Source organism: Imtechella halotolerans (assembly GCF_028743515.2).
GTDB lineage: Bacteria > Bacteroidota > Bacteroidia > Flavobacteriales > Flavobacteriaceae > Imtechella > Imtechella halotolerans.
The window spans coordinates 1,332,407-1,358,298 of record NZ_CP117969.2; the positions used below are offsets into that span (position 1 = coordinate 1,332,407).

A 25,892-nucleotide genomic window follows, 5' to 3' on the forward strand; every position below is an offset into this window, starting at 1 on the left:
AAATTACCTATGAGTAGTTGCGTGGTTTAGCAGTTAACTTTGCAAGGACACACCAAGCTGAAAATCCACGAGGATTTTCAGAAGTAGGCGAGAACAAGCAACTACTTATAGCCATTGTTAGCACACGTTATTTAATCTGTTTATTTTCTGTTTCGCTGAAAATGTGTCGGTTTGCTTTCATCACTTCTACAATTTGGTCAGCGTTATTATATTCCATTAATTCCCTAGTATCTGAAATCAATGAAAGAATGCGTTTAGAAAAGTCTATAAAGTTACTTTGTAAATTTACTTGAAGAGCCCTAATAGAACCGTCAATTAATCTTTGTACTTGTTCTTTTTTACCTTTATCAACAACGTTTCCAATATTTGGACTTTGGTTAGAATTGGATAAGATGAAATGAACAGCATAACTACTTGGGTCAACACTCGCAATACTGAATGCTGCTTCGCAATCAAATCTATTTTTCAGATTTGCTAATGATAAATCGGTTGGTCTTATTACTCTAAATTCTATTCTATTTTTATATTTTCCCAAATAAGAAATTGTTGAAAAGTCCTCTTCAAGAAATTTCAAGTCCGAATTTAGCAATTCAGTTCCGCCATTGGTAATTCTTAAATGTTTGGTTGAAATGTCAACGTTACAGTTGTCAAATCCAATTGCTTTTTCGCTTTCCGTTGAGTGTCGAGCAATATTTTTTTGAAAGATTGATGTTTTGTACATAATCATTAAATTACATTTCCTCCGTGTGAGCCATATAACCATTATAATGAGAATTTATTAAGTCTTTTGGATTTGAATTAGACAAAATATTATTGTAACGTTCCTTAATCATTCTTGAATGTTCTGAATTAAAGTTTGCTTTAAAGTATTTTTCCAATGCTGGACTTGCAACAAAAAACTGGACAAATAGTTGAATGACTACGCCGCTAGTTTAAGGTTATACATGTCTAATTCAAATTCTCTTATAGTTCTATTTCCTAAAAAGGAATGTCTTCTTCTGTTATTGTACCAGGTCTCTATCCATCCAAAGATGGATAACTCCGCTTCAGATATCAACTTATAATTGTGCCTATAAACCCATTCGACCTTTAATGATTTAAAGAACGATTCTGCAACGGCATTATCCCAGCAATTACCTTTTCTACTCATAGATTGGTTTACTAAGCCATTGTGACTTTTAATTAATGAGGTAAACTTATGGCTGGCATATTGTATACCTCGGTCGGAATGAAAAATTAAAGGTTGGGTTAAAGTTGTTTTCTTTACAGCCATATACCAAGCCTTAACAATAGTGTCTTCTGTACTTAGATTATCGCTTAGAGCCCATCCAACAACTTTGCGGTTAAACAAATCAATAATGACAGTAAGATATAACCAACCTTGTTTAGTTTTGATATAGGTAATATCACTTACCCAAACTTGGTTCTGCCTGTTTACTTGAAAGTTTTGGTTTAACAAATTAGGCGCTATTGGGTAGTTATGCTTACTATCTGTGGTTGCTTTAAACTTACGTTTTCGTTTTGCAAACAAATAATTAGCACTCATAATACGCGCCACTCTGGGCTTTGATATTTTATAGCCTAATGTCTCCAACTCTGTTTTTATTCTGGGTGAACCATAGCTTTCAAAACTATCTTTAAATATAGATTTAATAAGCTCAGTTACCTTTTGATTTTCTAACCATAATTTACTTGGCCCTGTTTGTAGCCAATGGTAATAACCGCTTTTGCTTACCTTTAATATTTGACACATCGTCTCGACAGGAAATCTCATAAGGTGTTGTTTTATAAACCTGTATTTTTCTTGTCGCTCGCGGAGAAGATGCTGATGGCCTTTTTTAAGATGTCTCGTTCTAACTCGGCTTCTTTTAATGCCTTTTTTAATCGAGCTATCTCTTTTTCTTCATCGGTCATTTTAGGATTACCTCGGCCAGGGAAACTGTTGTTACCATAATCTTTTAACTCCCTACGCCAACGGTAAAGTACTGATGGAAATATGTCCAGGTCTTCACATACTTGTTTTACATTGCCTTTGGCATAACTTAACTCGACTGCTTTTTGTTTAAATTCTAAGGTGTACTATTTAGATTTTCTTCTCATAATTGCTAAGATAAAAACTAACTAACATGTTCTCTCATCTTTATGTCCAGTCTAATATAGGAAGTCCAACTATACAAAGCTCCAAATAATTGGACGGAGAATCAACACGAAAGAAGTAAGATATTGTTCAATCAATATCCTGATATAAAAATAGCCTTTAATCTTGTTCAAGGACTTAGAAACATATTCAATACAGCAACCTCTGTCGAGACCGCATATACTAAAATGGCGCATTGGTACAAAGATGTAGAAAATACAGGTTTTAGGGCATTCAATACCATTGCAAACACCATAACAGTTAATTACAGATCCATCCTGAATTATTTTATAAACAGAAGCACAAACGCTTCCGCTGAATCATTCAATGCTAAAATAAAAGCTTTTAGAAGTCAATTCAGAGGGGTTAGAAACATAGAATTCTTCCTATATAGATTGACCAAAATATTTGCGTAAACACAACATTTAGTCTTGATCCAATTTATGCCTAGACCCAGAATTTGTGTCTGATCCCTTTTTAGGTGCACTTTTGAACAAAATGCGATACCCCTAAAAAAGAAAAAACCTATAACTCGTTGTGAATCATAGGTTTTGTGCTTTTTTGATGACTTTTAGAAAGTTATCTTTTATAAATCAGCGGAGAAAGAGGAACTATCCGTTATTTTAATTGTATTGATTTTAAAGGGCTTTCGGAGAATTTAAAAACAATTTACGCACCGAATTACGCACCTCATGTAATTTGTATTCCAAATTGCATATAAAATACGTCAAATACTCTTTAATCTTTAAGTCCAGCCATTACCTTTTATGTTTCAATAAGACCCAAAAAATGAGGTTTATTGTTACACGAATGGTAATAATAGATTATAGAATTTTTTTAATGAAAACTGCATACAAAACGCTTTTTAATGTATTTATTGAGGTATTTTGATTCCTTCTATAATTGTCCACCAATCCTTTTAAATTTTTCAACGAAAGAGGTTATTTTTTGAAATACATTTTGCTTCTTCGTTAAATATTGCGGATTTAGCGGACTCATTTTAGGTAAAAGTGCATTTAACTCCGTGCCATTTTCACTTGCAAACTCTCTTTTTAAAGACTGAGTTATGTATCGTTTTGCGGCTTCTTCATCTAAATTTTCTTCAGCAATTAATTCAATCGCTTCTTTTTGCATTTCCTTTTGTGCAAATCCATAGAATGCATCTAAAATGCTGGCTTTGTCTTCAATTGTATCTAAGTCTGTCGTATTGATAAAATCAACAACTAAACTTTCTTTTGCTCTATTATCAATACTTGCTCGTATGATACGGCTTATTTCTTCGACTAAAGCTGCTTTGTCTTTTGTCTTTTTGTTGTGTTCAAAGATTAATTCTAGAATGTAATCTAGGTTTATTTCTTGTGATTTTAATAAATCAATTTCGAAAACTATATCATCCCAATCTATTTTAGATTCTTCGGCTTCATTACCATTTTTCTCGCGACGTAACCAATCGCGGATATCGTTATAGGTAGAACGGTAATCTTGAGCTGTCCTTTCTGGCAAAACGTTTATCTCTCTCATTACTGCAATATCCTGGTCACTTACAAAGTAGTTTTCTTTGAAAACTTCTATTGCTTCAGCATCATTTATATCTATGCCTTGTAATGCTTTTAAATGTGTAAACTCATCGTAATTCTGTAAAATGTTCTCGACACGTAAGTATTCTCCAAATAGTTTCACAAATTCTTTTTTGTCTTTTTCGGTAACTAATTCGTCAGGATTTGGGAATTTTTCATGTAACTCATTTACAACATCTTTAAAACCTCTGCGAGCTTTACCTGTAACTATATCTGTGAAACCTTCTAAATATTCTTTATAGCTTTTTTCTAGTACTACATTTTTAGTGTTTTTGTCTCCAAATAATGTTATTGCATCTACAGTATTGGTTTCCAAATTTCGAAACGTTACAATATTACCAAAAGTCTTTGTAGCATCATAAATACGGTTAGTACGTGAGAAGGCTTGCATTAAACCATGATAACGCAAATTTTTATCTACAAAAAGTGTATTTAAAGTAGGCGCATCAAATCCTGTAAGGAACATACCTACAACAATAATTAAGTCGATTTCTTTATTTTTAACACGTTTTGCTAAGTCACGATAGTAGTCTTGAAAACCTTTACTTTCAATGTTAAAATTCATTTTAAACATTGCGTTGTAATCATGAATAGCCATCGTTAAAAATTCTTTTGCGCTTACATCCATTGCAGATGGTTCAAAAGTTTCATCTAAAATTTCACCTATGGCATTTTGTTCTTCATTGGCTGCAAAAGAAAAGATAGTTGCAATTTTAAGTGGTTTATCGCTTTCTTTTTGCAAACGGTTTAATTCTTCATAATAACATTTAGCAGCATCAACACTATTTACTGCAAACATGGCATTAAAACCAGTATTACCACCTTTTGTTCTATGCGTTTTATGACGGTAATTTTGAAGAATGTATTGGGATATTTCCTTGATACGTGCTGGATGTAAAAACGCTTTTTTGTTTTCTGCAGCCGTTAGTTTTTTCTCATCAATTTCTGTTTCAATGCTTTTAAATTGTGGACGAACATCATTGTAATCTACTTTAAACTTTAATACCTTTTCGTCTCTAATGGCATCGGTAATTACATAGGAATGTAATTCTCTGCCAAATACACTTGCGGTAGTTTCTGCACCTAAAGCATTTTCAGGAAAGATTGGTGTTCCTGTAAATCCAAATTGATAGAATTTTTTAAATTTTTTATTTAGGTTTTTTTGTGCTTCTCCAAATTGTGAACGATGGGCTTCGTCAAAAATGAAAACGACTTGTTTTTGGTAAATATCCAAATCACTTTCTGTTTTCATCAAGTTATTTAACTTCTGTATTGTAGTAACAATAATTTTATTATCGTCTTTTTCTAGGTTACGTTTTAAACCAGCCGTACTATCAGAACCGTTTACGCTATCAGGTGAAAAGCGCTGGTATTCTTTCATGGTTTGAAAATCTAAATCTTTACGATCCACTACAAAGAATACTTTATCTATAAACTCCAATTGAGTAGCTAACCGAGCTGCTTTAAAACTCGTAAGCGTTTTACCTGAACCCGTCGTGTGCCAAATGTAACCTCCGCTTTCAACATCAGACCATTTTTTTGCATTAAAAGAACTTTCAATCTTCCATAACATTCTTTCGGCAGCAGCAATTTGGTAAGGGCGCATGATTAGTAATGTATCGCTTATATCAAATACAGAATAGGTAAGTATTACTTTTAAAAGGGTATTTTTTTGAAAAAATGTAGCCGTAAAATCTTTTAAATCTTTAATTAAAGAGTTATCTGCTTTTGCCCAATTCATGGTAAAGTCGAAACTGTTTTTATCTCTTTTTACGGTATTGGCAAAATAGCGACTATCAGTACCGTTTGAAATTATAAAAGCCTGAAGGTATTTAAATAAAGAATTTTCACTGTTGAAACTTTCTTTGCTGTACCGATGTACTTGATTAAAAGCCTCACGAATAGCCACACCACGTTTTTTTAGTTCCACTTGTACTAATGGTAAGCCATTTACTAAAATGGTAACATCATAACGATTAGCATGCGTTCCTTTTTGTTCAAATTGTGAAATGACTTGAACTTTATTGCGTGAAACATTCTTTTTATCTACTAAGTAAATGTTTTGAATACGACCGTTATCAAATACAAAATCATGTATATGGTTTCTATGGATTTTTTCAGTTTTATCAACTATAGAATCACCTGGCTTATCTAAATATTCTTCTACAAAACGAGCCCATTCACTATCTGTAAACGCCATGTCGTTTAATGCCTGTAATTGCACCCTAACATTCGCTAACATAGCTTGTAACGACGTTAGATGCTTTGGATTTTCATAGCCTTGATTGATTAAATCTTGGATAAATTCTTTTTCCAAAGCTGCTTCGGTTTGATAACTAGATGGTGCATCATGTACCTCTGAATACTTGGTGTATTTATCTAAAACAATAAAATTGTTAGATTCAACTAAGGTTTTATACTGTGACATTTTTTTCTTCTTTTGGAAAAGTTAGCAACAAATCTCTATAATACTCATATTGTTTTTGTCTCAATTCTATTTCTTTGGGTAAACCTTCGCGAATGGAAGTTGTAAGCACGTCAAATTTATCAAGAATAGAAACGATGCTGGCTTGTTCTTCCAGAGAAGGAACGGGGATAGTTATTTTGTAAAATTTATTATGAGGTAAATCTGGTACAGTACCACCTGAAGCAGCATGTAATAATTTTTCAAACATTACTTTACTATTTAAAACACAATACATATATCTTTTATTTATTATGTTTTCAAAGCAATTAACTTTAAAAAAGTTATTGTGGAAACACCCTTTCACACCAGTAATGATTTTACCTGTACTTCCAGTTCTGGTTACTAAAATATCATCCTCATAACAAATAACTGATTGTAATGGTGATTCAATATAATAGTTTACATCACTTCCTTTAAGAAATTGTACTGTTATATAAAAATATCTATTCTCACCATTTTCTGTCTTTCTTTCATTTATAGGTATTTGTAGGCCTTGATTAACAGTACAAAGTTGACTTAATGGTATCATTTCAAAATTATTATCAAACAATAACTTTGTTTCGTAATAACTATATTGCGTTTTTCGTGCTGTAAGCTCTGCTGTAAGCTCTGCTGTAAGCTCTGCTGTAAGCTCGGTGAAGGTATCGAGAATTCCAACTATTTTTTGTTGAATTTCGAGTGATTTTTTGGGGTTATCTGGGCAGGGAATTGGTATTTGGAGTTTTAAAATAGCTTCCTTGGAAATACTAAAAGGAACGGCTGTTTTGTTTGATATTGAATACAAATATTCCTGTTTGTTCATTAAAAAATAATACAAGTATTTTTTTGAGAAAATGTTTTCATCAATCGGGAAAATTGTAAATGCTACATCGTTTGCCCAAAATTTTTCAGTTTGCCATTTTACATAACCAGCTGTTCCATATTGAGCAATTGTTATTGAATTTTTATCACGATTGTATTCATTAACATAACCCATATATCCTGTTCCACCTGAAACAACAGGATATTTCCCATCACTTAATAAATCTTTTTTTGTTACACGAACACCCCGAATTATTTCTGCAACCTCACCAAGTGTTTTCCATTCCACTTCCACACCCTCTAATAATTTATCTAAAAAACTCATGCTTCAATCTCTTTTATAATGTTGTCAATATCGGCACGAAGCTGGTCTATTTTTACTACTGTTTTAGCGACTTCTTTGTTTAGCTCTACAATGTCAATTTGTTCGCGGTTGTCTTTGGCTTCTACATAAGAACTTACCGAAAGATTATAATCGTTTTCAGCAATTTTAGTATTGTCGATAGTGGTAGCCACATGTGCAACTTCAGCTTTACTATCAAACATATCCATAATTTTATCAATATGTTTATTTGTTAGCTCATTATTGTTGGTTACTTTTTTAAAGAAATCTTCTCCAGTAGCATCAATAAATTGAGTTTTAGGTTCGGTTTTATTTTTTGCCAATACTAAAATATTAACAGCAATAGAAGTACCGTAAAATAAGTTAGGCGCTAAAGCAATAACGGTTTCTACAAAGTTATTATCTACTAAATATTTTCTAATTTTTTGTTCAGCACCGCCACGATAAAAGATTCCTGGAAAACAAACCAAAGCCGCTCGTCCTTTACTTGATAAATAACTTAAACAATGTAACACAAAGGCAAAATCAGCTTTCGATTTTGGTGCCAATACGCCTGCAGGCGCAAAACGGTCGTCATTAATTAACGTAGGGTCGTCAGAGCCAATCCAATGGACTGAGTAGGGCGGATTTGAAACAATGGCATCAAAGGGTTTTTCATCACCAAAATCTGGTTCTAACAACGTATTTCCTAAGGCAATGTTGAACTTATCATAATTGATATTGTGCAAAAACATGTTCATACGTGCCAAGTTGAAAGTTGTATGGTTTATTTCTTGACCAAAAAAACCTTCTTCAATGATATGGCTATCAAAATGCTTTTTTGCCTGTAATAATAAAGAACCGGAACCAGCAGCTGGGTCATAAATTTTATTTACAGTGGTTTGCTTGTGCATCGCCAATTGTGCAATTAATTTAGAAACCGTTTGAGGCGTGAAAAACTCACCGCCTGATTTTCCTGCATTAGCTGCATAGTTTGATATTAAAAACTCATAAGCATCACCAAAAAGGTCTATTTGGTTATCTTCAAAGTTACCAAAGTTTAATTCTTCAACACCTTTTAAAACAGCTGCTAATCGACTGTTTTTGTTTTCAACGGTATTCCCTAAACGAGAACTTGTAGTATCAAAATCTGCAAACAACCCTTTAATGTCTTGTTCTGAAGGATATCCATTAGCAGAACTTTCAATCGCATTGAAAATTTCTTTTAATTGTGTGTTTAGGTTTGGATTGATATTAGCTGTTTTAGCCATATTTTTAAAAAGTTGGCTTGGATAAATGAAATAGCCTTTTGTTTTAATAGCATCGTCTTTTATTTCAGGTGTTATGACACTATTTGGTAAATTTGGATAATCAATACTATCATCGCCAGCTTCAAAATAATTGGTGAAATTTTCACTAATGAATCGATAGAAAAGTGCTCCTAAAACGAATTGTTTGAAATCCCAACCATCAACTGCACCACGAACATCGTTTGCTATTTTCCAAATTTTATTTTGTAATTCTTGTTTTTGAATTGTACTTGTCATTATTTTTTCTTGTAATTTTTTATTGCTTGGTTATACCATGAAATTTTTAATTTTTCTACTTACTTCTCTTTCCACTTGTTCAAAATCTGGTAAATTTTTGATTTGATCACTCATTGAATTTTTCCAACGTGCTTTGTATTGTGGCAATTTTTGCTCTAGTTTGGTATGAAAATCTTCGGGATATAGTTCTTTGCTAATGCATTTATTTCGAAATTCATTGGTGTAATATTCAACCTCCATTTGTTCTACTTCTAATAAATACCATATATCATAATAGTCTCTTGGTTGAGTGCGTTGCATGGTGCATCGTAATTTTTCGACTAATAGTTCTTCTAAAGAATAGCATAATAGTTTATTATCCTCTAAATCTGAATAATCTACAATAGCATTTTTCACTACTGGTTCAAACTCTAATTTTTCGCTTCTTGATATATCTACTTTTACTTTTTTATTGTTTCCAAAACCACCCAATGGGCCTACATAACTTATGTAAAAATTAATACCTCCATCTTCATGCTCGTTATCATCAATTATTTCTAATGGAATATTGGATTCTTCTTTTATTTCTTCGAAAGACTCTTTAAACCAATCAAAAATTTGCTCGTTTGTTATTTCATTATCTAATAGCGTGAAGTCTAAATCTTCTGAGAAACGATAGTCTTCAAAATATACTTTCTTTAATACGGTTCCTCCTTTGAATACCAGTATTTTTGAAAGCTGCTCATGGTTTGCTATACCCCAAAGTATCCAGGATAAAATGTAATCTTTCTCGATTTGTTGGTCACGAACCCCAACTTGGTTTGCTTTCTTTTGTATTTCACCTGGTTTAATCATGTGAACATGGCTGATTTAATAGTTTCTGTATCTAAATTTTGTTGAATACTCCAACGGCTATTTCTTTTACCAGTTTTAGGTAATTCGGTATCTAAAACGATATAAGATGCTGTCTTTATTTTTTGCAATTCTTGAATTATTTCTGTTTCTATTTCAAAAAGTTCTAGAATGTACCCCAGTCTTTTCAATACCGCCTGAGAATCGAATTTTATTGTATATTCTAAAAGCTTTTCGTAATCCAATTTATCTTTTGTACTGTAAATTGCTCTTGCTACTTCTACAATGCCCCCCGCGTAATCGGGTTTAAAAAGACAGTCTATGATTGTTTTTTCTAAATCAGAACAACTTACTTTATTGAAGCTATCAATCCATATTTTTTTTCCACCAAAAAAATGATTTTCATTGTGATAGATAAACTGAAATGTGATGTCTTTAATCTTTATTTCTGAAGGTCTTATTTGTTTTGCTACGACAATTTGTTCTTTTAGGGATGGTTGTGTTATTAGATTATGGATTTGTAAAGCTGAGTAATACCCAATATAATGTTTAGCATCTTTAACCAAATATTTTACTAACACGTGCCAATCGGGCATAAAGGTTTCTGGGTTTTCTTCATAAGGAATGATATAGTAAAGACCATCTTTTATCCTCATTAGTAAACCTCTTTTGGTCATATCGCTTAATAATTGCCGAACTGTACTTTCTTTTGCTTCAGAAAATACATTTAAAGCCATTTTAGAATCAAAACAGATTTTCCCTTTATCATTGAAGTATGATAGAAGTTCGTTTGATTGTGTGGAAATATATTTATGTCTCATAGTATCAATATCAGGATAAACCTGACTGCAATGATACAAAATATAAATACAAACTATATTATTTATCTCTTAAATATGTTTTATAGTTCATTTATCAGGATAAACCAAACTATTTAGCTATGAGACCTAAATCTAGGTATCCAATAGGCAATGAAATGAATATTTACTTTAAAAGAAAAAACCTTCATTTTGTGCGCCGAATCACTAGTAGGCTATTGAAATAAATCTTCGAAGTTATCCTATCAAATAGGCAATACACCTCTATTGAAATTTAATATGGTAAAATGAATGAGATCAATTATTTATTTCAAAATTTTATACAATTCCTTATTACTGTGAGCCTTCATTATAGGTTTGATTTACTCAAGATTAGGTTGAATAGAGATAATTTTCATATTAATATCCCATTCATTATTTGCCAGAAAATTTTTAAAATCGAATAAAACATCCAAATTAAGTTCTATTTGTGCATTATTAAAGGGCTTCATCTCAATTGACATAATTAAATTAACAAAATCCTTAATTTTACTCTTTGCTGTCCTAGTATCCACATTCAATAAGAAAAACCATAAATGGTTTTTCTTATCACTAAAAATTTCAAATGAAAATTCTGGGTTTAATTGATTATTCTGTTGCATATTTTTGACTAATTCCAAACTATTAGTCTCAAAGATTACTTGTGTTACATTAACATATTCATCTTCAATTCCAGAATCTCCCTTGTAGAATTCCTTAGCAACTAATATCCTTTGACTTGCAAGACTAGATTTTTCAAATTTAAATTTCAGAAATGGCTTAAACATTGTTGCCTTACAAAGTGAGAAAAACTCAATAAATTCTTTTACCGCTTCGTCATCCCTATACACATGATTTTTCACATATTGATAAAAACTCTCTTTATCGTTAAATACTTCGTCAACAAAATCTGATATTTTAAAACTAATGAATGAAAAAGGAGCGAAATTTAAAACTTGAGCACAAAAAAGCTCTATATTTTTATCATTCCAAAAACTCTTAATTTTTTTTGCCATATATTCTTTTAGTCCTGGAATCACCTTTAAATCGTGAAATACACTAAAAAAATTAAAGTTTCTAATATCCCATAAATCTTTAATTTCTTCAATATAACTATCAAATATGGATTTTGATTGTTCAATGATATAGATTTCATCCAGCGGCCAACGTTGGTTGCCATGCTTTAATTTCCAAACAAAATTTATTATTTTTATTTTATTGACTGTTGAAATAAAACTAGACTCAAAAATATTTTTTTTAATCCAAGGGATCACAGTCACTTCATAACTAGGATGGTTTAATTTAATGTTAATATCCATTAAATTGACTAATAGTTTTAATAATGAATGTTCATTAAGACCTAAATCTTCTTTTCGTTCAAATAGTATAAGTGCAATGTTAATTGCCCTTTCAATATTTGTTTGATTATCAGTATTAAAGTATTCAAATCTATTAAGTAGTTGATCTATTTTATTATCATTTTGAATAACATCTATTAAAACATTAATTCCATCTATTTCACTTTCTAAAAAAAGATTATTAAATTCCCTTTCCGTTAACAAATCTTCAAATATTCTTTGTTGCATTAACATTCGAAAATTATTAACCTTTCGTATTGAACTAAAACTGCCTACAATATTTTCGTCTCCAAACAAATAAGCAAGAGTTTTCATTAAAAGAAATCTATCTTCACAATCAACATTAATAATGTTCTTAAAACATTCATCATCGGTTAGTATTTTCTCAAATATATCATATTTTCTATATTGCGAGATGTCTTCCTCTTTTGTATTAAAAATCATAAATTTATTCTCACCTTCTGACTTATTTTTCTGATTAGATGATTTAAGTTTGTATATTCCATTTGTTGTATCTTCGTTCAAATAAAGAAGCCTATTATCATTTAATAATTTTATGAATTTTGGAAATTTCAATTTAAAATATGTGAAATTCATAAAGTCTTTTAAATCAATTTCTTCTCCAAAATTCTTATAATCATAAATAATTTGATTTATAAATCTTTTTGAATCCCTGAAATTTTTAACATAATAATCAAATAAATTATCACTATCCTTTAAGGCATTTGTTAATTTAATTTTAAAGGTTTGGTCCCAAACCTTTAAAGATTCAATCAGCTCCTCCAATACATAATTTCTTAAAACAGTTTGTTCAATTTCAGGAAGAAAAACTTCCAACTGAAAAAATTTATCTATAAAATTAGAATTTAGAATTTTGTTCTCCTTTGATAGCCTATTTAGAACATATTGTTTATCCAAAGCAACGACAAAAGTTGTGTTGTAAAAATTAGCAGTGTTTCTAATTAATTTCAAGACTTGCATTATTTCATTATCATTTAATCTGTCTAAATCATCCACAAAGACAATTATTTTTTCATCAATTTCCTTTAACCTACAATTTATATCATCGTAAATTAATTTTGCAGGTTGATCAGATATTCTTGAAATATGCTTATCAAAAAGTCCCGATAAATTTTTATTATGATACAAATCAGTAAGTTTATTTGAATATTCTAAAATTTGATCCGAAAGTTTCCCATTATAAAGAGATAATTTATTGCTTAATGCCATAAAAAATTCATTAATTATGTCATCTTCTTTATGGTTTAAGTAAGGAAGGAAATGAACAACAATTGGTTTGTCATTCTTTTTCAAGGTTTTTAAATATGCTCTATCTTTTAATTTATCTATCAATAAATTAATAATACTTGATTTGCCGTTACCAAATGGACCAACTAAACCGATGGAAAATGAATTTAGATGATTTTCTTTAACGAGTACCGAACTTAATCTTTTCACAATAAAAGAATAACCCAATTTATCATTAGCTATTTCATCCAATGGGTCATCATTTTTAAATTCATTATTGTCAGATGATTTTTCCATGAATGGTTTTACAAAATGTCTATTAAACAATTTATAAACATAGAATGCCAAAAAAAGATACAATGGTCCTAAAAAATAAAAAACGTAATTAATTTTAAAAATGCTATCTAAGAGAAAAGTCCATTGTAGATCATCCTTTTTAACATAAAAGTAAGTTACTAAAAAGCATATTGAAGAGTATATGTAAACCTCTAAAAATGAAGCTAAGTACTTATATTTTATAAAATTCCGTATTAAACGACTTATTAAGATTAATGATATCAGGATAATTATTAAGTCTAACCAAAAATTTAAAAAAGGAGGATCAATGATTAAATATTTCTCAATAAAGTTAATAATCTTATTGTTGTAAATAAAAAATAAAAAAAGAGGAATTAAAACCATCCATATTTTTGGGAAGGATAATTTGTAATTAAAACTACGCCATATTTTAATCAAAAATATTTTCAAACTAGAATTTTTTAAATTAGGTATTTTATAATGGTATAAGAATTTTTGACTTTTCAAATAAGTTCAATAGCTATAATTAAGGAAAATTTTTCAATTCAATAGTAGCCTTTTCATATATAAAATAGTATTAAATACTAGTTCAAAAGCTGAGCAATTTAAATTCTCCTATTTAAGTATTATTATCTAAAGAATTAGGGCCTTAAAATTTAATGCAATTTCTATTACGTAAGAAAGTTATTTATTTTCTACACTTTTCCATCCTTATGATATTGCCACAAAATCAATTCTTAAAATATTCTAATTTTAATAGCCTCAACAATTCTTAATTAGTCATACCATATAGACCTACAATTTAAAGCTACAACAAATTATTCATAGGAAACAAACAGTCCTTTAGAGGTATAATTATTCCGTGAATATTTAATCATTTTTTTAAATTAGTTTATTGATAATAGAGTAAAATTTACTGTTCATTTGAAAAATCGTGATATCTCCAAAAAATTTAATATTTTAACCTTTATTAATTGAAATTAAAAAATAGCTCATAATAGTTTAATTCTCTGAAAAACATCCTCTAAATTTTTCAATGTTGATCTTGACAATTTATTTACAAAGTCTTCTTGTTTATCCTTATAGTCGTAAAACAAGAAACCTAAACACCTCTTTACATCATTAGAATTTGTCAATTCTTGTAAACGAATAGTATCTTCTTCACAAAGATAATCTTCAAGGACAAATTTTGGCTTTGTTGAGTTATACAAGTGTATCTTATCCTTTAAAAAATCTCCAAATTCTCTCAGATATTTCTTTTGAGCAGATTTTCCGGCCTGGTCGTTATCTAATAGTAATACAAAATTATCTGAAAAAGGAATTGCAATACTCAACAATGTTGATGATTGACTAGCACCAGAGCTTGGGATAATTTTGATCTGATCATCAATATTTGAAGTGTATCTTTGTAAGATACTCAACATGTAATAATCGGTTATTCCTTCAGTAATTACTATTTTCCCTAGGAAGTCATTTGCAAAATTCAAATGCAAAGCTTGATAAATTGGACTCAATGCTCCCTTGTCATTGCTACTTTTGAAATTACCGAAATTTTGAAGAGTAATTTGGGAGCCTTTTTTTTCTGCAATTTTTACACTTCCCAATTTTATCACTTCAGGATTCAAAAGAAATTGTGAATGTGTGCAATAAATAATTGTATTTTTTTTTGAAACAGAATGTAACTCATTTAATAATTCAGTTTGGGCGGAAGAATGAAGATAAGAACCTGGTTCATCAAGTAAAAAAATTGAATTCTCCAATTTTCCTTTATAATTAGGATTAAATTTCAACTTAATCATATAGTTGAAGAACCATTGAAAACCTTTACTTCTTTCGCTTATATCAAACGTTCGTGTCCTATCATTATGTGATTTGTCCTTTACCTTAAATCTAAAAACATTACCTTCATTTGTAATTACTAATTCCAATTTATCGCTATCATCAGCAAAAGATTTCCCGCTTTTTTTAATACGTTTCCATTCATTTATAATTTCTCTATTTAATGTAGCCTCGACATCAGATAGAATATCCCCTTTCGTGTCAACATTTTGGACTTTAAGATATGAAATTAGGTGGTTCTCGTCATCCACTTCTCCTATGCCTTCAGTATCAGCACGTTTAAAAATCTCTTCAATTATCTCTTTCCAGTCACGATCCTTTCCTTTTCCAAGATTCCTTTTATAAATATAATCCGTTGGAAATTCAATTTCTTCAGGAACCCTATCTGCAAAATCATCGAAATATTGTATATAGGGTAGATTGGAAATAAGAAATTTTATAATGTGCTCTTTCACAGCCTCGGAAACACCATCAAGCAGTATTGAATATGGATAATTATCTTGTGAAAGATTGCGTCTTAATGTAAAAATGGTATGTTCATCATGTTTAGATAAAATAGAATATTCTTTAGAATCGGTTGTAATTTTTAATTTTGAAATCAAACTCTCCAACTCACCTCTATCCAAAATCAAATCAGCACTTATTGTACATTCTTTTGACCCAATTATATATTTATTTTTGAATTCTAAGTGTTCTCCACGATTAAATTTATCTCTAGTTCTATCAAATGCTAAAATTGCTTTAAGAACAGAGGTTTTACCTGCCTCATTGATTCCAATTATTGGATTGATTTGAAAGTTCAGCTTTAACTTAATTTCTTCAATTGCTCTATAATTATTAATTGTAAAACTTAATATTTTCATATATTCTAGTTTAGGATACAGCTCAAAAAATTTTTGTTTTAAGTCTTAAATTGGATTAAACAATTACTTCTAGCCATATTTATTATTGAACAACACTCAAATATAAAATTAAATATTCATCCTTGAGTGAAAATTCCTAATTAATGAATACTAATTAGGTAAGATTAATAGGAGAAATACCCTTAAAGTCACAATATAGCATTTAAATTTAAAAAAGTAGCTTTAATCAATTATGTTAAAATAAGGGTGTTAAATATTTTGAATTTACCTAGGTGAAGAATATCTATTAACAGGTACCATATACTTAAAGGTTAAATAAACAAATTAGCACTTCTAAGAAGAAATGAATAAATTGTTACTAAAAAATTCATAAATCCGATTTGGAAACTAATTAATAAAAATCTCACAAATTTGAAGTGAAATTATACTCATTGCAATATTTTTCATTGTCGGATATTATAAAATAAATCTCAATGTTTCCTATTTGTAGTGTAAGTTTTTCCATATTTTTCTAAAAACGAATTTTAATTCATTCATTTTCGAATAAAGTCCAATGGTTTTCATATCAAATATCTCGGATTCCCTACCCTAAAAATAGAAGAAAAAAGTTACTTTCTAAGGGAAAATCAATCAATTGAATAATAAAAAAGTAGTGTTTAACTAATCTATATTAAGTCTATTATGAAACCTTAAAATTTCGCGGATTTAACATAATAAAGTGTATTAATGATATACATTTCCCTTACTACAAATTAAAATCACTTTAAGAAAATAAATTTAAAAAACAAAAATTTTATTAAGTCAACCCTCTATTTAACTATCCAAATATTTTATACTCTCAATAATTTTAAATCCTTACAAATCTCTCTTAATAACTCACATGGATTGGCATCAATGGCTAATGCTATTAAATATAATTCATCAGCCCTGAGTTTTGTGGTGTCATTGCCACTTAATTGACTCAAGCGAGACTTACTTATGCCAGTTCTTCTAGAAACCTCCGCCTTATTAATTGATTTTTTAGCTAAATATAGTCCTAAATCAGTCATTTAATATATCATATTTAACTACAAAAATATAGAATGTCTGTACCTTTTTATAAAAAACTCATGCTTTATTTTTGAATTATGATAATATATCTATACATTAGTATAGAAAAACTATACATAAGTTGTAATATATCAAACTTCAATGTAATATGGTATTGTCTTAAAAAATTAAATCAAATATTAAGGTTAAAGAAACTCAAAGTATGAAATACCCTTTGGATATAAAAGAAATAATTGGTGTTCTAATATCAAAGAACAAAATCGATTATATTTATCTAAATATTTACATAAGGGAAACTTCTCCATTTGAATTAATTATCCTAGTTTCAAATAAAAGAGTAAATGATCTGGGTGATTGGGTACCAAAAATCCTTAAGACAATCAAATCATATCCAAACTATGTAGCTAAATTTTATTTCAACCACCAAGCAATAGAAAAAATTAAGGAAGGTAACCTATTCATGTTTACATCATGTCAACCTAAAAATCTTGTATATAAAAAAGAAAACACAGATTTCATACCAATTCCTGAAAACTTAGATTTCACAAAATGCAAGAAATTGGCATTAGAACAATGTGCACGAGAAGGGCAAAAAGTTGATGAATTTAAACAAGGCTATTATCATTTTAAAGAAAAAGGACTATATGAAATTGCATCCTTTATGTTACATCAGTCTATAGAGCTCACATACAGATATTTAGAAATTCTAATTCAAGCTAAAGACATAAAAACTCACTCAATCCGAATTCACCACTTACAACTTAAAAAAATCACTTCCAATTATACCTGCGTTTTTAATGAAGAAGATGATAATGACATTATTTTACTTCAAGCACTAGAAGATATATATCGCTCAACTCGTTATGAAAATGATTTCAAAATAGATCTTAAGGTATTAATTCAATTAGAAGAAAAAATGGAGTTGTTGCATATAAATGCAATTGAGATTTTTGATCACAGTATTAAGGGCTTTGACAAAAAGAATATTTCAAATTCAATTCAAATACCACAGGGTAAAGTTTCTTCTACTAAATGCGATATTAAGAAATTGGAAAAGTCAACACCACTTAAGGAAATTGTTAAACATATAACATCAGATATATCAGATCCTATTACAATTTACTTGGTTGGACAACGATTCCAATCAATTCAAATTGAAACTTCCCTAAATAATTATGAAATTACAGGTATTCAAAATTATCATTTCAATTTATTACTTGTTAGCGAAAGAAGTATTAGGGATCTATTAACAACCCTGCAACTTAAAATATGTGAATGTTTGGGGGTTTCCTTATTACTGATGTCATATACCAAGGACCAGGTTGAAAAGCAACTTAACAATAATAACCCATACTTTCATCATATTTTAAACGCAAAAGAATCATTACTTTATAAAGGAATGGAGACAACTAATTGGAGTTTTCACAAAAATAAAGGCATTAGTTCAGAAGAAACTATTAAAAAAAGGTTGATTAATTGGTATAACCGAAAAAATAATGCCAATGGTTTTTTTAATGGTGGTAAAGCTATCGAAAATTCAGAAGAGGTAATTATTAAAGTTCTTTTATTTAACAAAGCATTGAAACAAGCACTTTTAGGATTATTAGAATACCATTTCGATTACACACCTTACCAGCAGAACTTAAATTATTTATACAATCTCGTCTGTAATATTTGGTATTTCCCAATTGAAATTTTTCCAACATTCAATAAAGAGGATAAAAGGATTTTTAATGAATTTACCCAAATACAACAAAATGTTTTTTACAATAGATTATCACATATCGAATGGTATAAAGCTCATAATTATGAATGGAGATGCGAACTATTTCTTGAGGAATGCTGGAAACTTGTTGAAGACACAATTCCTAAAAAATTATAGTTCTCTTAAGAAACTGTACATAACAAGTTAATTCATTGGAAACTACTCTTGAAGAACTTTAAATTATAGGTAAATGCCACTAAGCAATAAGAGTTCTAATTATCAACTCCACTATAGCTAAGTACAAAATCATCTTCATGGAAATTATTACAACCCCGGTTCATAAAATTAGTTAAGTAAAATAATTAGGTATAAAATATCAAACATCAGTACACGGTAACTTTATTAGAAATCCAATTTCATTACTATGTAAAAAAGAAATTTACTTCTTTGCAAATTTTAATTATAATACATTGGTAAAAAATGCATAAAGATTGTCAATTTGGAATTCATACTTTCAGAATAACTAAATTGTTTATTTATAGTTAGATAATTATTATTCATAAATAAAAAAATAAAAGATTATGAAACTAAAAAAGAAAAACCTAAAAAAGTTAAAAAAATCAGCAAAAAACTTATTCGTTACACTGCATCCCTTAGAAAATGAAAAAAATAGATTTAAAGCTTCTTTTGTTGAATTTAAAGGTTATTTAGATTTATTTATTACTATTGAGTCATTGATAAATGTGTGCATAATTGCTACTCAAAATAGTAAATATTGTCTAAATAATTCAGGTAATGACATTGGAAAATCTCTGGAATTAGTTAGACAACTTTTACCTATAGAAGAGGGGGAACATTTGGATAATTTTTACAAATTAATTTCGAAAAAGCCAGGAACTGTATAGTAGAAATCTCGACATCTGAATTAACTATGGTCATGGTATCAAATAAAACGACCAGTTCCGTATTGCAGATATTGCTAAGTTTTTCTAAAGCTACTCTAGTTCTGTACGCATAATGCAATGAGAAAGCTGAAATAATTATAGCTACAATAAAGGTAATTACTGCCCATTTAGGATAAACTCCGGCTTTTTGGAACAAAATTTCCATCCTTAAATAAAACCGTTCCTGATATTCCCGTTGCTTTGCCAGCTCACTATTATATTCCTTTAATTCTGCTTTGAGTTCCTTAAGATCAATGGATACTTTTAAATCTTTGATTCGATCGTTAATTACTTCTAGCCTATTAACATCACCTCGGAATGTTTCCATTTCTGAAGTCAGTAACTCCATATACTCTTTAATTTTTGTCATAGTCCTGTAGAATTTTAAATACCAATGCCTGCACCAGCATTTATTGAATGTTGTATAACCCTGTTCGCAATTTTCTTCACTATGCTAAGTGCCATTCTTGGAGCAACTGGAATAGCTTTATCTAAAATCTTAACTGGAGCAATATTATTTATATTATTTTTGGAATGACCATAAAGTTTTTGTCCGATATTACTACCGGACATGCTTCGATGTACTTCACTTCCTTTTAAATTATAACCATCCAATTCAAACCGAAACCCCTGAAGGCTTCCCGACTTATTAATACTTGGAATTACATTAACTCCATTAGTTTCCATTGCCTTCATGTAATCTTCAAAATTCCTTGGAGAAAACTGTTTTAGACTCAATTCATGTCTTCGTTTAATTTCCAGCCGGACATCTTTCAATAAAAACTCCTTTTCCATCTGAACCTGCTTTACTGTTGTCAGCTCTAACTGTTCTGCTACTTTCTCTGCAGCATGCTGACTTCGTTTTCCAATAAAGCTATCTTTATAAGCATTCCCTCTAAAGTCAATACGGTTTACGTATAAATGAATATGGGTATGCTCTTTGTCCCTGTGGACAAAGGCAATCGCTTGCCTATCCCCTAGTTTCATTTGCTCTATAAATTTCCGACAAATCTCATTAAATCCTTTGCTATGTATACGTTGGCCATCATTAACGGTTGGGCTAAGAACGAAGGAAAGTGTATTCTTTTGGCAATGGTAATTCTGCTCTTGGATCATTCGAAATTCTCTAGACACTTCTTCGGGATTATTACCAATTAATTCCTGTTTAAAGATAACCTCTGCGTCCTTTTCCTGATTCCAACCGTAAAGCATTGAAGCTCGAGTATGAGCAATGGCCTTTCCTTTTCCTATCATGGTGTTAGCTTTTGAAGATGCGTTTTTATCTCCTCTGCCAATCCATATACTTTTTCCGTAAGTTTAGGGTTCCGTTTTCTGTACATATTACCAATAGACTTAAAATTATTATGGAATCTCACCAAAGTCTTATAAATTTCAATTTCATCCTCTGTTAAGCGCTCTGTTATCTTTTTTTCAAAGGCTACTCTTCTGAAGTATTCACTTAGGGTTAACCCCGAATTCTTCGCTCTGTTTATCAAAAGTTTCTTTTCCATGACTGTACACCGGAATTTCACCAACTCAGTTTTTCCTTTATTCATACTTCGTCTCTCATTGCGACCATCGGGAGCAATCGAGATTGTGTCCACAGACACACATCTCGAATTCGTTTCCAACGAATCTTCCTTTCCTAACTGAATCGCTATAGAATCCATTTCGTTGAGAAGTTCAGAAGATATCTTTATTTTGTCTTTGGATTCCATTTCCTTTCGCTCTACCCATTTGGACTTGCCTTCCTGAAATTCATTAAAAGTTTCTATACTCATGATATTAATTTTTCGTTGGCATCCTTATATCCTTTATAAACTGCCCTGCAATCAATGGCTTGAGAATGAATTTTCAATAAATATTCAGTGGCCTTACTTCCAGAATCATCATAGTCCAAATAGAGCTTGATTGTTTTATAGCTCTTTAAATAAGAGCTAATGTTTCTAGTAAATGCCAATGAATTAAGGATCATTAGATCATATCCTTCTAAACTTTCATTTAGTAAACTTTCCAATGAAAGTAGATCGAACATCCCTTCAGTTACAATTAGGTGATCACTGCCTTGAGGAATAAGACTAAAGGTTTTTGGTGATGTCGATGATTTGAAATACTTATTCCGAAGCTCCCAACCTCCTAAATGGTTCTCTAAACCGATTGCAAAAAATGTTTTTCCATTATGATTATACCAAACTTCCTTGCAATAATTTTGAGCAAAAGAGACTAGTATTTTTCTTGATTTCAAAAAGTTTATAAGAAAAAGATGTTGAATGGTAAGTATTTTGAGAATTTCTATTTTCCCAGTTCTCTGTTTTAAAATTGTTTGCTGGTGAAATGAAAAATTAGGTATACCTCCAGATAGAAAGATTAATGCGTCCTTTACTGAACAATGTTTTAATTTGACAACTAAATCTATCACATTACCTCCTTCAAAAGATCCAAAGTCTATCCAATAATTTTCTTTTAAAGAGACTTTCAAAGAGGCTTGGGTTTCTGACCTAAAAGGACTTAGAAACCAAGCTTCTTTTTCCGATTTACGTTTGGGAAAGTGCCCTAGTTTTGCAAGTGTTAGCACTATGCAAATACTACGGGCTTTTTCACAATTCAATATTTCTTTTTTCATGAGCCAAATTGTTTTATTCAAAATTTTGATGTTTTGATGAAATTCCTCTAAAATGACAATATTCATAATGGTTTACAGAGCATCGTTTTTTTCATCAATTCATCGTTCCTTACTATTCCTAATTCATCCAGTCATCGTTTTATATTTTGATGACCAGATGATGATAAGATGATGACAGCTTTAACAAATATCCTTATTGGGATAATTTCAATCCATCATCAATTCATCGAAATTTTCCAATAAAAAGGATTTTTCAACTGTAAAATAACGTCCCTTGGCATCCACCAAATGCATGGAGGCATCTTGCCATATAACAAGCTTTTGATAACTCAGAGAGTTGTCCTTGTTTTCAAGTCTCCAATCCTTTTTCAGCAATCTTCTAAGCTGGGTTAAATCTGTCTTAATTCGGGTTCTGTTTAATAGCTGTAATGCGTCTAATGGACAAAGGTGAACTTCATTGCTATCGAACTGTTCCATAGCTCCTAATAAAATGGTAGCCAGCTCCCGTTCAACACGGTTTCTATTGTTTTGAACCAGTCTATGTAAAGCATTGGTTTTAATTTGTTTGGGTGTAAACCACATTCTTGTAGCATGAGGGGTAGACAACTTACGCTCTCTTAGGAAAAAAAGGAAAGCTGGGATTTCCGATATCAATTGTTCAAGAAAGTTTGTACTTTCTTTTTTAACTGTTGGTATTTTCAATACCCAAAACCGAGTCTCATTACCATCAATCTTGATAAAATTATCTTCATTATTACTACATAGAATGAACTTTCCAAAAAATTCAACCTCCCTTTTATCTTTACCCTTTGCCTCCAGCTTGTTAAAATTGGTTGTACTAAGATATTTGATTCGTTCAGTCAATTCTTCCTTGTTAAACAACACTTCATCTATGCAGATGAGTAGCTTATTTGCCCAATCAGCATTGAATTGACTACTGAAGCTATCGTTAGTAAGATAGGTCAGGTTGTTTTCGAAGATGGCTTTCAACCATTTAATAAAGGTACTCTTGCCAGTTGAACGTTCCTTGGAGACTAGACATAGAATAGGTAAAACTTGTATAGGATTTTTATAAAGTAGCTGAAGATAATCCAATCCCAGTTCAAAATGTCCTCCAAAAATGTGTTTAATAAAGGCCAATGAGACATGACATTTTCCTTCTTTGGGGATGGCCTGTAAAGGAGAATAAGTATTGTAAAATCCTTGATATTCCTTCCTAAAATCAATGTGACTTGGGATACAGGTAAATCCATCATATTTTGGCACTTTACTTAAGTAATCCTTCCCGTGGTCTTGTCTAATGGTTTCAATATTCCAGTATACAAGAATCTCGTTAAAATGCCCTGCTATTGTCGGGGCCTGCACTAATTTATAATATGATGTGCCAACCCTTAAATATGGTACGTTACTCATAATTAAGTTGATTTACGGACTATATTAAAATACAGCCTAATGAGATAAATATCAATAGAGCTAAAAGAGATAGCCTATCCTTTTTTAAAGACATGATCTAGCGCTTGTTTTTTGATCTCACTCTTAGATTTACGACTATTCTTTAAAAGCCATTCATTTAGGAGATCGATGTCGAAAAATATCATTTTTCCGTTTGGTTTACTATGGGGAATAATTCCAGCTGCAGTTAGCTTATATAAATAGCTTCTCGATATACCAGAATAATCACAAGCCTCCTCAAGGGTAAGTACTTTCTTAGAGCCCAATAAGAGATTCTCAATTCTATCGAGTTTCTCTTCTAATTTAATTTGGTCCATTTTATCTGATTTAAAGATTAATAATGAACAAAGCGCTTTGTTTCTTTTGGTAGAATTCTAGTAATAAAAGTATAGAGTAAGATGATATGAAACGGCAAACGCTCAAATAACTTATTCACAAATATTTGATTAACAGTAATTTAAACCAAATGATGCCAAATAAAATAAAAACTCAATGCAAAAATTTTTTTTAATGTTATTTGCTATCATATGATATCAATCCTTATCTACAAAAAATGAGGAAATTTTCAAGTTTTTCAAGTTATCAACAATAGAATTAAAAGATTTCAGCGCACATTAGGATTTTAACAGGCTATATAGCCAAATTATTGGAAGTCTTAATGATAAGGATAAGTAGATAAGGACTATTATTGATTTATAGATTCCTTTGTATCCTTTTGTTCTTCGAAGGCGGACATTTTCAATCTTAATGCATTCATATCTTCACTTACTTTTTTATCAAGGATTTTAGCATAATGCTGAGTAGTTCTCAAAGACTTATGTCCAAGCATTTTGCTTACTGATTCTATAGGAACTCCATTAGTAAGTGTAACTGTAGTAGCAAATGTATGACGTGCTAGGTGAAAAGTTAGATTCTTTTTAATACCACATAGATCAGCTATTTCCTTAAGGTAAGAATTCATTTTTTGATTGCTTAAAACAGGTAGCAACAATTCCGAATTACAGGATTCTCCAGACTCTTTATATTTATCTATTATAGCTTGGGGAATTGACAGAATAGGAATATTACTTCTTATATCTGTCTTTGTTCTTTTTGTCTTAATCCAATTTTGTCCATCTATACCAATCACCAAATCATTTTTAGTAAGTTTTTTAACATCAGCATATGCTAAACCAGTAAAACAACTAAATATAAATATATCCTTAACCTGATTTAATCGATCTGAAGAGAATTCTTTATTTATAATTCTTTGTATTTCTTCTTTGGTTAGGTATTCCCTATCAACAATTTTTAATTTCGGTTTCCAATTCAAAAAAGGATCACTACTAATCCAATCATTGGCAAGTGCAATACGAACAATCTTTTTAAAATTAGTGATATACTTCACAGCAGAATTATGGGCACAATTTCTATCAGTCTTAAGATAATACTCAAACCCTGTAATGAATTTATGATTTACATCTTTTACAGGAATATCCTTTACCTTATAATCCTTCAAAATATAATCAGAAACATGCTTCTTGGCTGTACTATATCGTTCCAATGTTCCGGCAGCAAAATCCTTCCCTACCAATTCACTTACTTCTTCATTATGTTTTTGAAAGATTTCAAGAAGCATTTTATGCTTACTATCATTTCCTAAGTAAATCCTTTTAATTTTATCAGCAGTAATCAAAGCCTTATTTTCAGAAAGTTGGGCCTGAATAATGTTAAGCCTATTCTCAATGGAGATCATGTACTTATTTAGTTCAAATGCATCTTGAGTCTTTCCCATTACCTTACCAGTCCCAGGATTCCATTTTTCAATTAAAACTTTACGTTTTATACTAAATTCACTTCTTTTACCATTGACCGTGATTCTAGCATAAATCGGCACTTTACCATTTTTATCAATGTCATTACCGCGTGGATAAAATAGAATAGAGAAAGTATTATTCATCGGTGCGTATTTTTTATTACCACTAAAGGTACTAAAAATACTTACAACAACTCTTT

17 protein-coding genes and 2 pseudogenes are annotated in these 25,892 nt (G+C 30.3%); 2 read left to right on the top strand and 17 right to left on the bottom strand.

From position 1 onward, the window contains the following. Window positions 1–127: 127 nt before the first annotated feature. Both PT603_RS06060 and PT603_RS06065 read right to left on the bottom strand, forming a co-directional pair. The gene (locus tag PT603_RS06060; protein ID WP_040488963.1) at window positions 128–721 is read right to left on the bottom strand and encodes a hypothetical protein; all 594 of its coding nucleotides are present in this window, start codon (window positions 719–721) and stop codon (window positions 128–130) included. A gap of 198 nt (window positions 722–919) precedes the next feature. Continuing rightward, window positions 920–2,100, bottom strand: a pseudogene (locus tag PT603_RS06065) (IS3 family transposase). Between the two features lie 81 nt (window positions 2,101–2,181). On the opposite strand from PT603_RS06065, the pseudogene PT603_RS06070 reads away from it, so the two are divergent. Beyond that, window positions 2,182–2,553 (top strand): annotated as a pseudogene (locus PT603_RS06070) (ISL3 family transposase); the annotation flags it as partial. A 481-nt stretch (window positions 2,554–3,034) separates the two neighbouring features. Here PT603_RS06070 and PT603_RS06075 read toward each other — a convergent pair. The 8 genes from PT603_RS06075 to PT603_RS06110 all read right to left on the bottom strand — a co-directional run bounded on the left by PT603_RS06075 (window position 3,035) and on the right by PT603_RS06110 (window position 17,172). Continuing rightward, the gene (locus tag PT603_RS06075) at window positions 3,035–6,142 is read right to left on the bottom strand and encodes a type I restriction endonuclease subunit R (protein WP_008240818.1); all 3,108 of its coding nucleotides are present in this window, start codon (window positions 6,140–6,142) and stop codon (window positions 3,035–3,037) included. After that, window positions 6,129–7,307, bottom strand: a complete 1,179-nt coding sequence (locus PT603_RS06080) for a restriction endonuclease subunit S (protein WP_008240816.1) — start codon at window positions 7,305–7,307, stop codon at window positions 6,129–6,131. Before PT603_RS06080 ends, PT603_RS06075 begins: the two co-directional genes overlap by 14 nt. Further along, window positions 7,304–8,851 carry a type I restriction-modification system subunit M gene (locus PT603_RS06085; protein ID WP_008240814.1) on the bottom strand — a complete coding sequence of 516 codons (1,548 nt, stop codon included), beginning with the start codon at window positions 8,849–8,851 and terminating at the stop codon, window positions 7,304–7,306. The genes PT603_RS06080 and PT603_RS06085 overlap by 4 nt, the downstream gene beginning before the upstream one ends. Window positions 8,852–8,881: 30 nt before the next feature. Continuing rightward, entirely contained in the window at window positions 8,882–9,685 is an 804-nt protein-coding gene (locus PT603_RS06090) for a nucleotidyl transferase AbiEii/AbiGii toxin family protein (protein WP_008240812.1), read from the bottom strand. Continuing rightward, on the bottom strand, window positions 9,682–10,503 hold the full coding sequence (locus tag PT603_RS06095) for a type IV toxin-antitoxin system AbiEi family antitoxin domain-containing protein (protein ID WP_008240810.1): 822 nt from the start codon (window positions 10,501–10,503) through the stop codon (window positions 9,682–9,684). Before PT603_RS06095 ends, PT603_RS06090 begins: the two co-directional genes overlap by 4 nt. Before the next feature lie 359 nt (window positions 10,504–10,862). Next, a complete protein-coding gene (locus PT603_RS06100; RefSeq protein ID WP_274238721.1) occupies window positions 10,863–13,421 on the bottom strand; it encodes a KAP family P-loop NTPase fold protein in 2,559 nt (852 codons plus the stop codon). Between the two features lie 992 nt (window positions 13,422–14,413). Beyond that, a complete protein-coding gene (locus tag PT603_RS06105; protein ID WP_008239892.1) occupies window positions 14,414–16,123 on the bottom strand; it encodes an ATP-dependent nuclease in 1,710 nt (569 codons plus the stop codon). Between the two features lie 830 nt (window positions 16,124–16,953). Beyond that, on the bottom strand, window positions 16,954–17,172 hold the full coding sequence (locus PT603_RS06110; protein ID WP_008239885.1) for a helix-turn-helix domain-containing protein: 219 nt from the start codon (window positions 17,170–17,172) through the stop codon (window positions 16,954–16,956). Between the two features lie 203 nt (window positions 17,173–17,375). Between PT603_RS06110 and PT603_RS06115 the strand changes: the two genes are divergently transcribed. Further along, window positions 17,376–19,055 (top strand): HEPN domain-containing protein, encoded by a 1,680-nt coding sequence (locus PT603_RS06115; RefSeq protein ID WP_008239883.1) that lies wholly within the window; start codon window positions 17,376–17,378, stop codon window positions 19,053–19,055. Between the two features lie 660 nt (window positions 19,056–19,715). Here PT603_RS06115 and PT603_RS06120 read toward each other — a convergent pair. From PT603_RS06120 to PT603_RS06150, 7 genes are all read right to left on the bottom strand, one after another. Next, window positions 19,716–20,192, bottom strand: a complete 477-nt coding sequence (locus tag PT603_RS06120) for a DUF6730 family protein (RefSeq protein ID WP_008239882.1) — start codon at window positions 20,190–20,192, stop codon at window positions 19,716–19,718. Window positions 20,193–20,206: 14 nt separating this feature from the next. Next, the gene (locus PT603_RS06125) at window positions 20,207–21,076 is read right to left on the bottom strand and encodes a relaxase/mobilization nuclease domain-containing protein (RefSeq protein WP_008239880.1); all 870 of its coding nucleotides are present in this window, start codon (window positions 21,074–21,076) and stop codon (window positions 20,207–20,209) included. Then, window positions 21,073–21,603, bottom strand: coding sequence for a mobilization protein MbpA (gene mbpA / locus PT603_RS06130; protein WP_008239877.1), 531 nt, complete (start codon window positions 21,601–21,603; stop codon window positions 21,073–21,075). Before mbpA ends, PT603_RS06125 begins: the two co-directional genes overlap by 4 nt. Beyond that, complete coding sequence (locus PT603_RS06135) at window positions 21,600–22,445, bottom strand: DUF8464 domain-containing protein (protein ID WP_040488730.1); 846 nt, start codon at window positions 22,443–22,445, stop codon at window positions 21,600–21,602. Before PT603_RS06135 ends, mbpA begins: the two co-directional genes overlap by 4 nt. Before the next feature lie 207 nt (window positions 22,446–22,652). Beyond that, a complete protein-coding gene (locus PT603_RS06140; protein ID WP_008239873.1) occupies window positions 22,653–23,858 on the bottom strand; it encodes a primase-helicase family protein in 1,206 nt (401 codons plus the stop codon). A 74-nt stretch (window positions 23,859–23,932) separates the two neighbouring features. Then, window positions 23,933–24,214, bottom strand: a complete 282-nt coding sequence (locus tag PT603_RS06145; protein WP_008239871.1) for a helix-turn-helix transcriptional regulator — start codon at window positions 24,212–24,214, stop codon at window positions 23,933–23,935. A gap of 368 nt (window positions 24,215–24,582) precedes the next feature. After that, complete coding sequence (locus tag PT603_RS06150) at window positions 24,583–25,836, bottom strand: site-specific integrase (protein WP_008239869.1); 1,254 nt, start codon at window positions 25,834–25,836, stop codon at window positions 24,583–24,585. Window positions 25,837–25,892 lie beyond the last annotated feature (56 nt).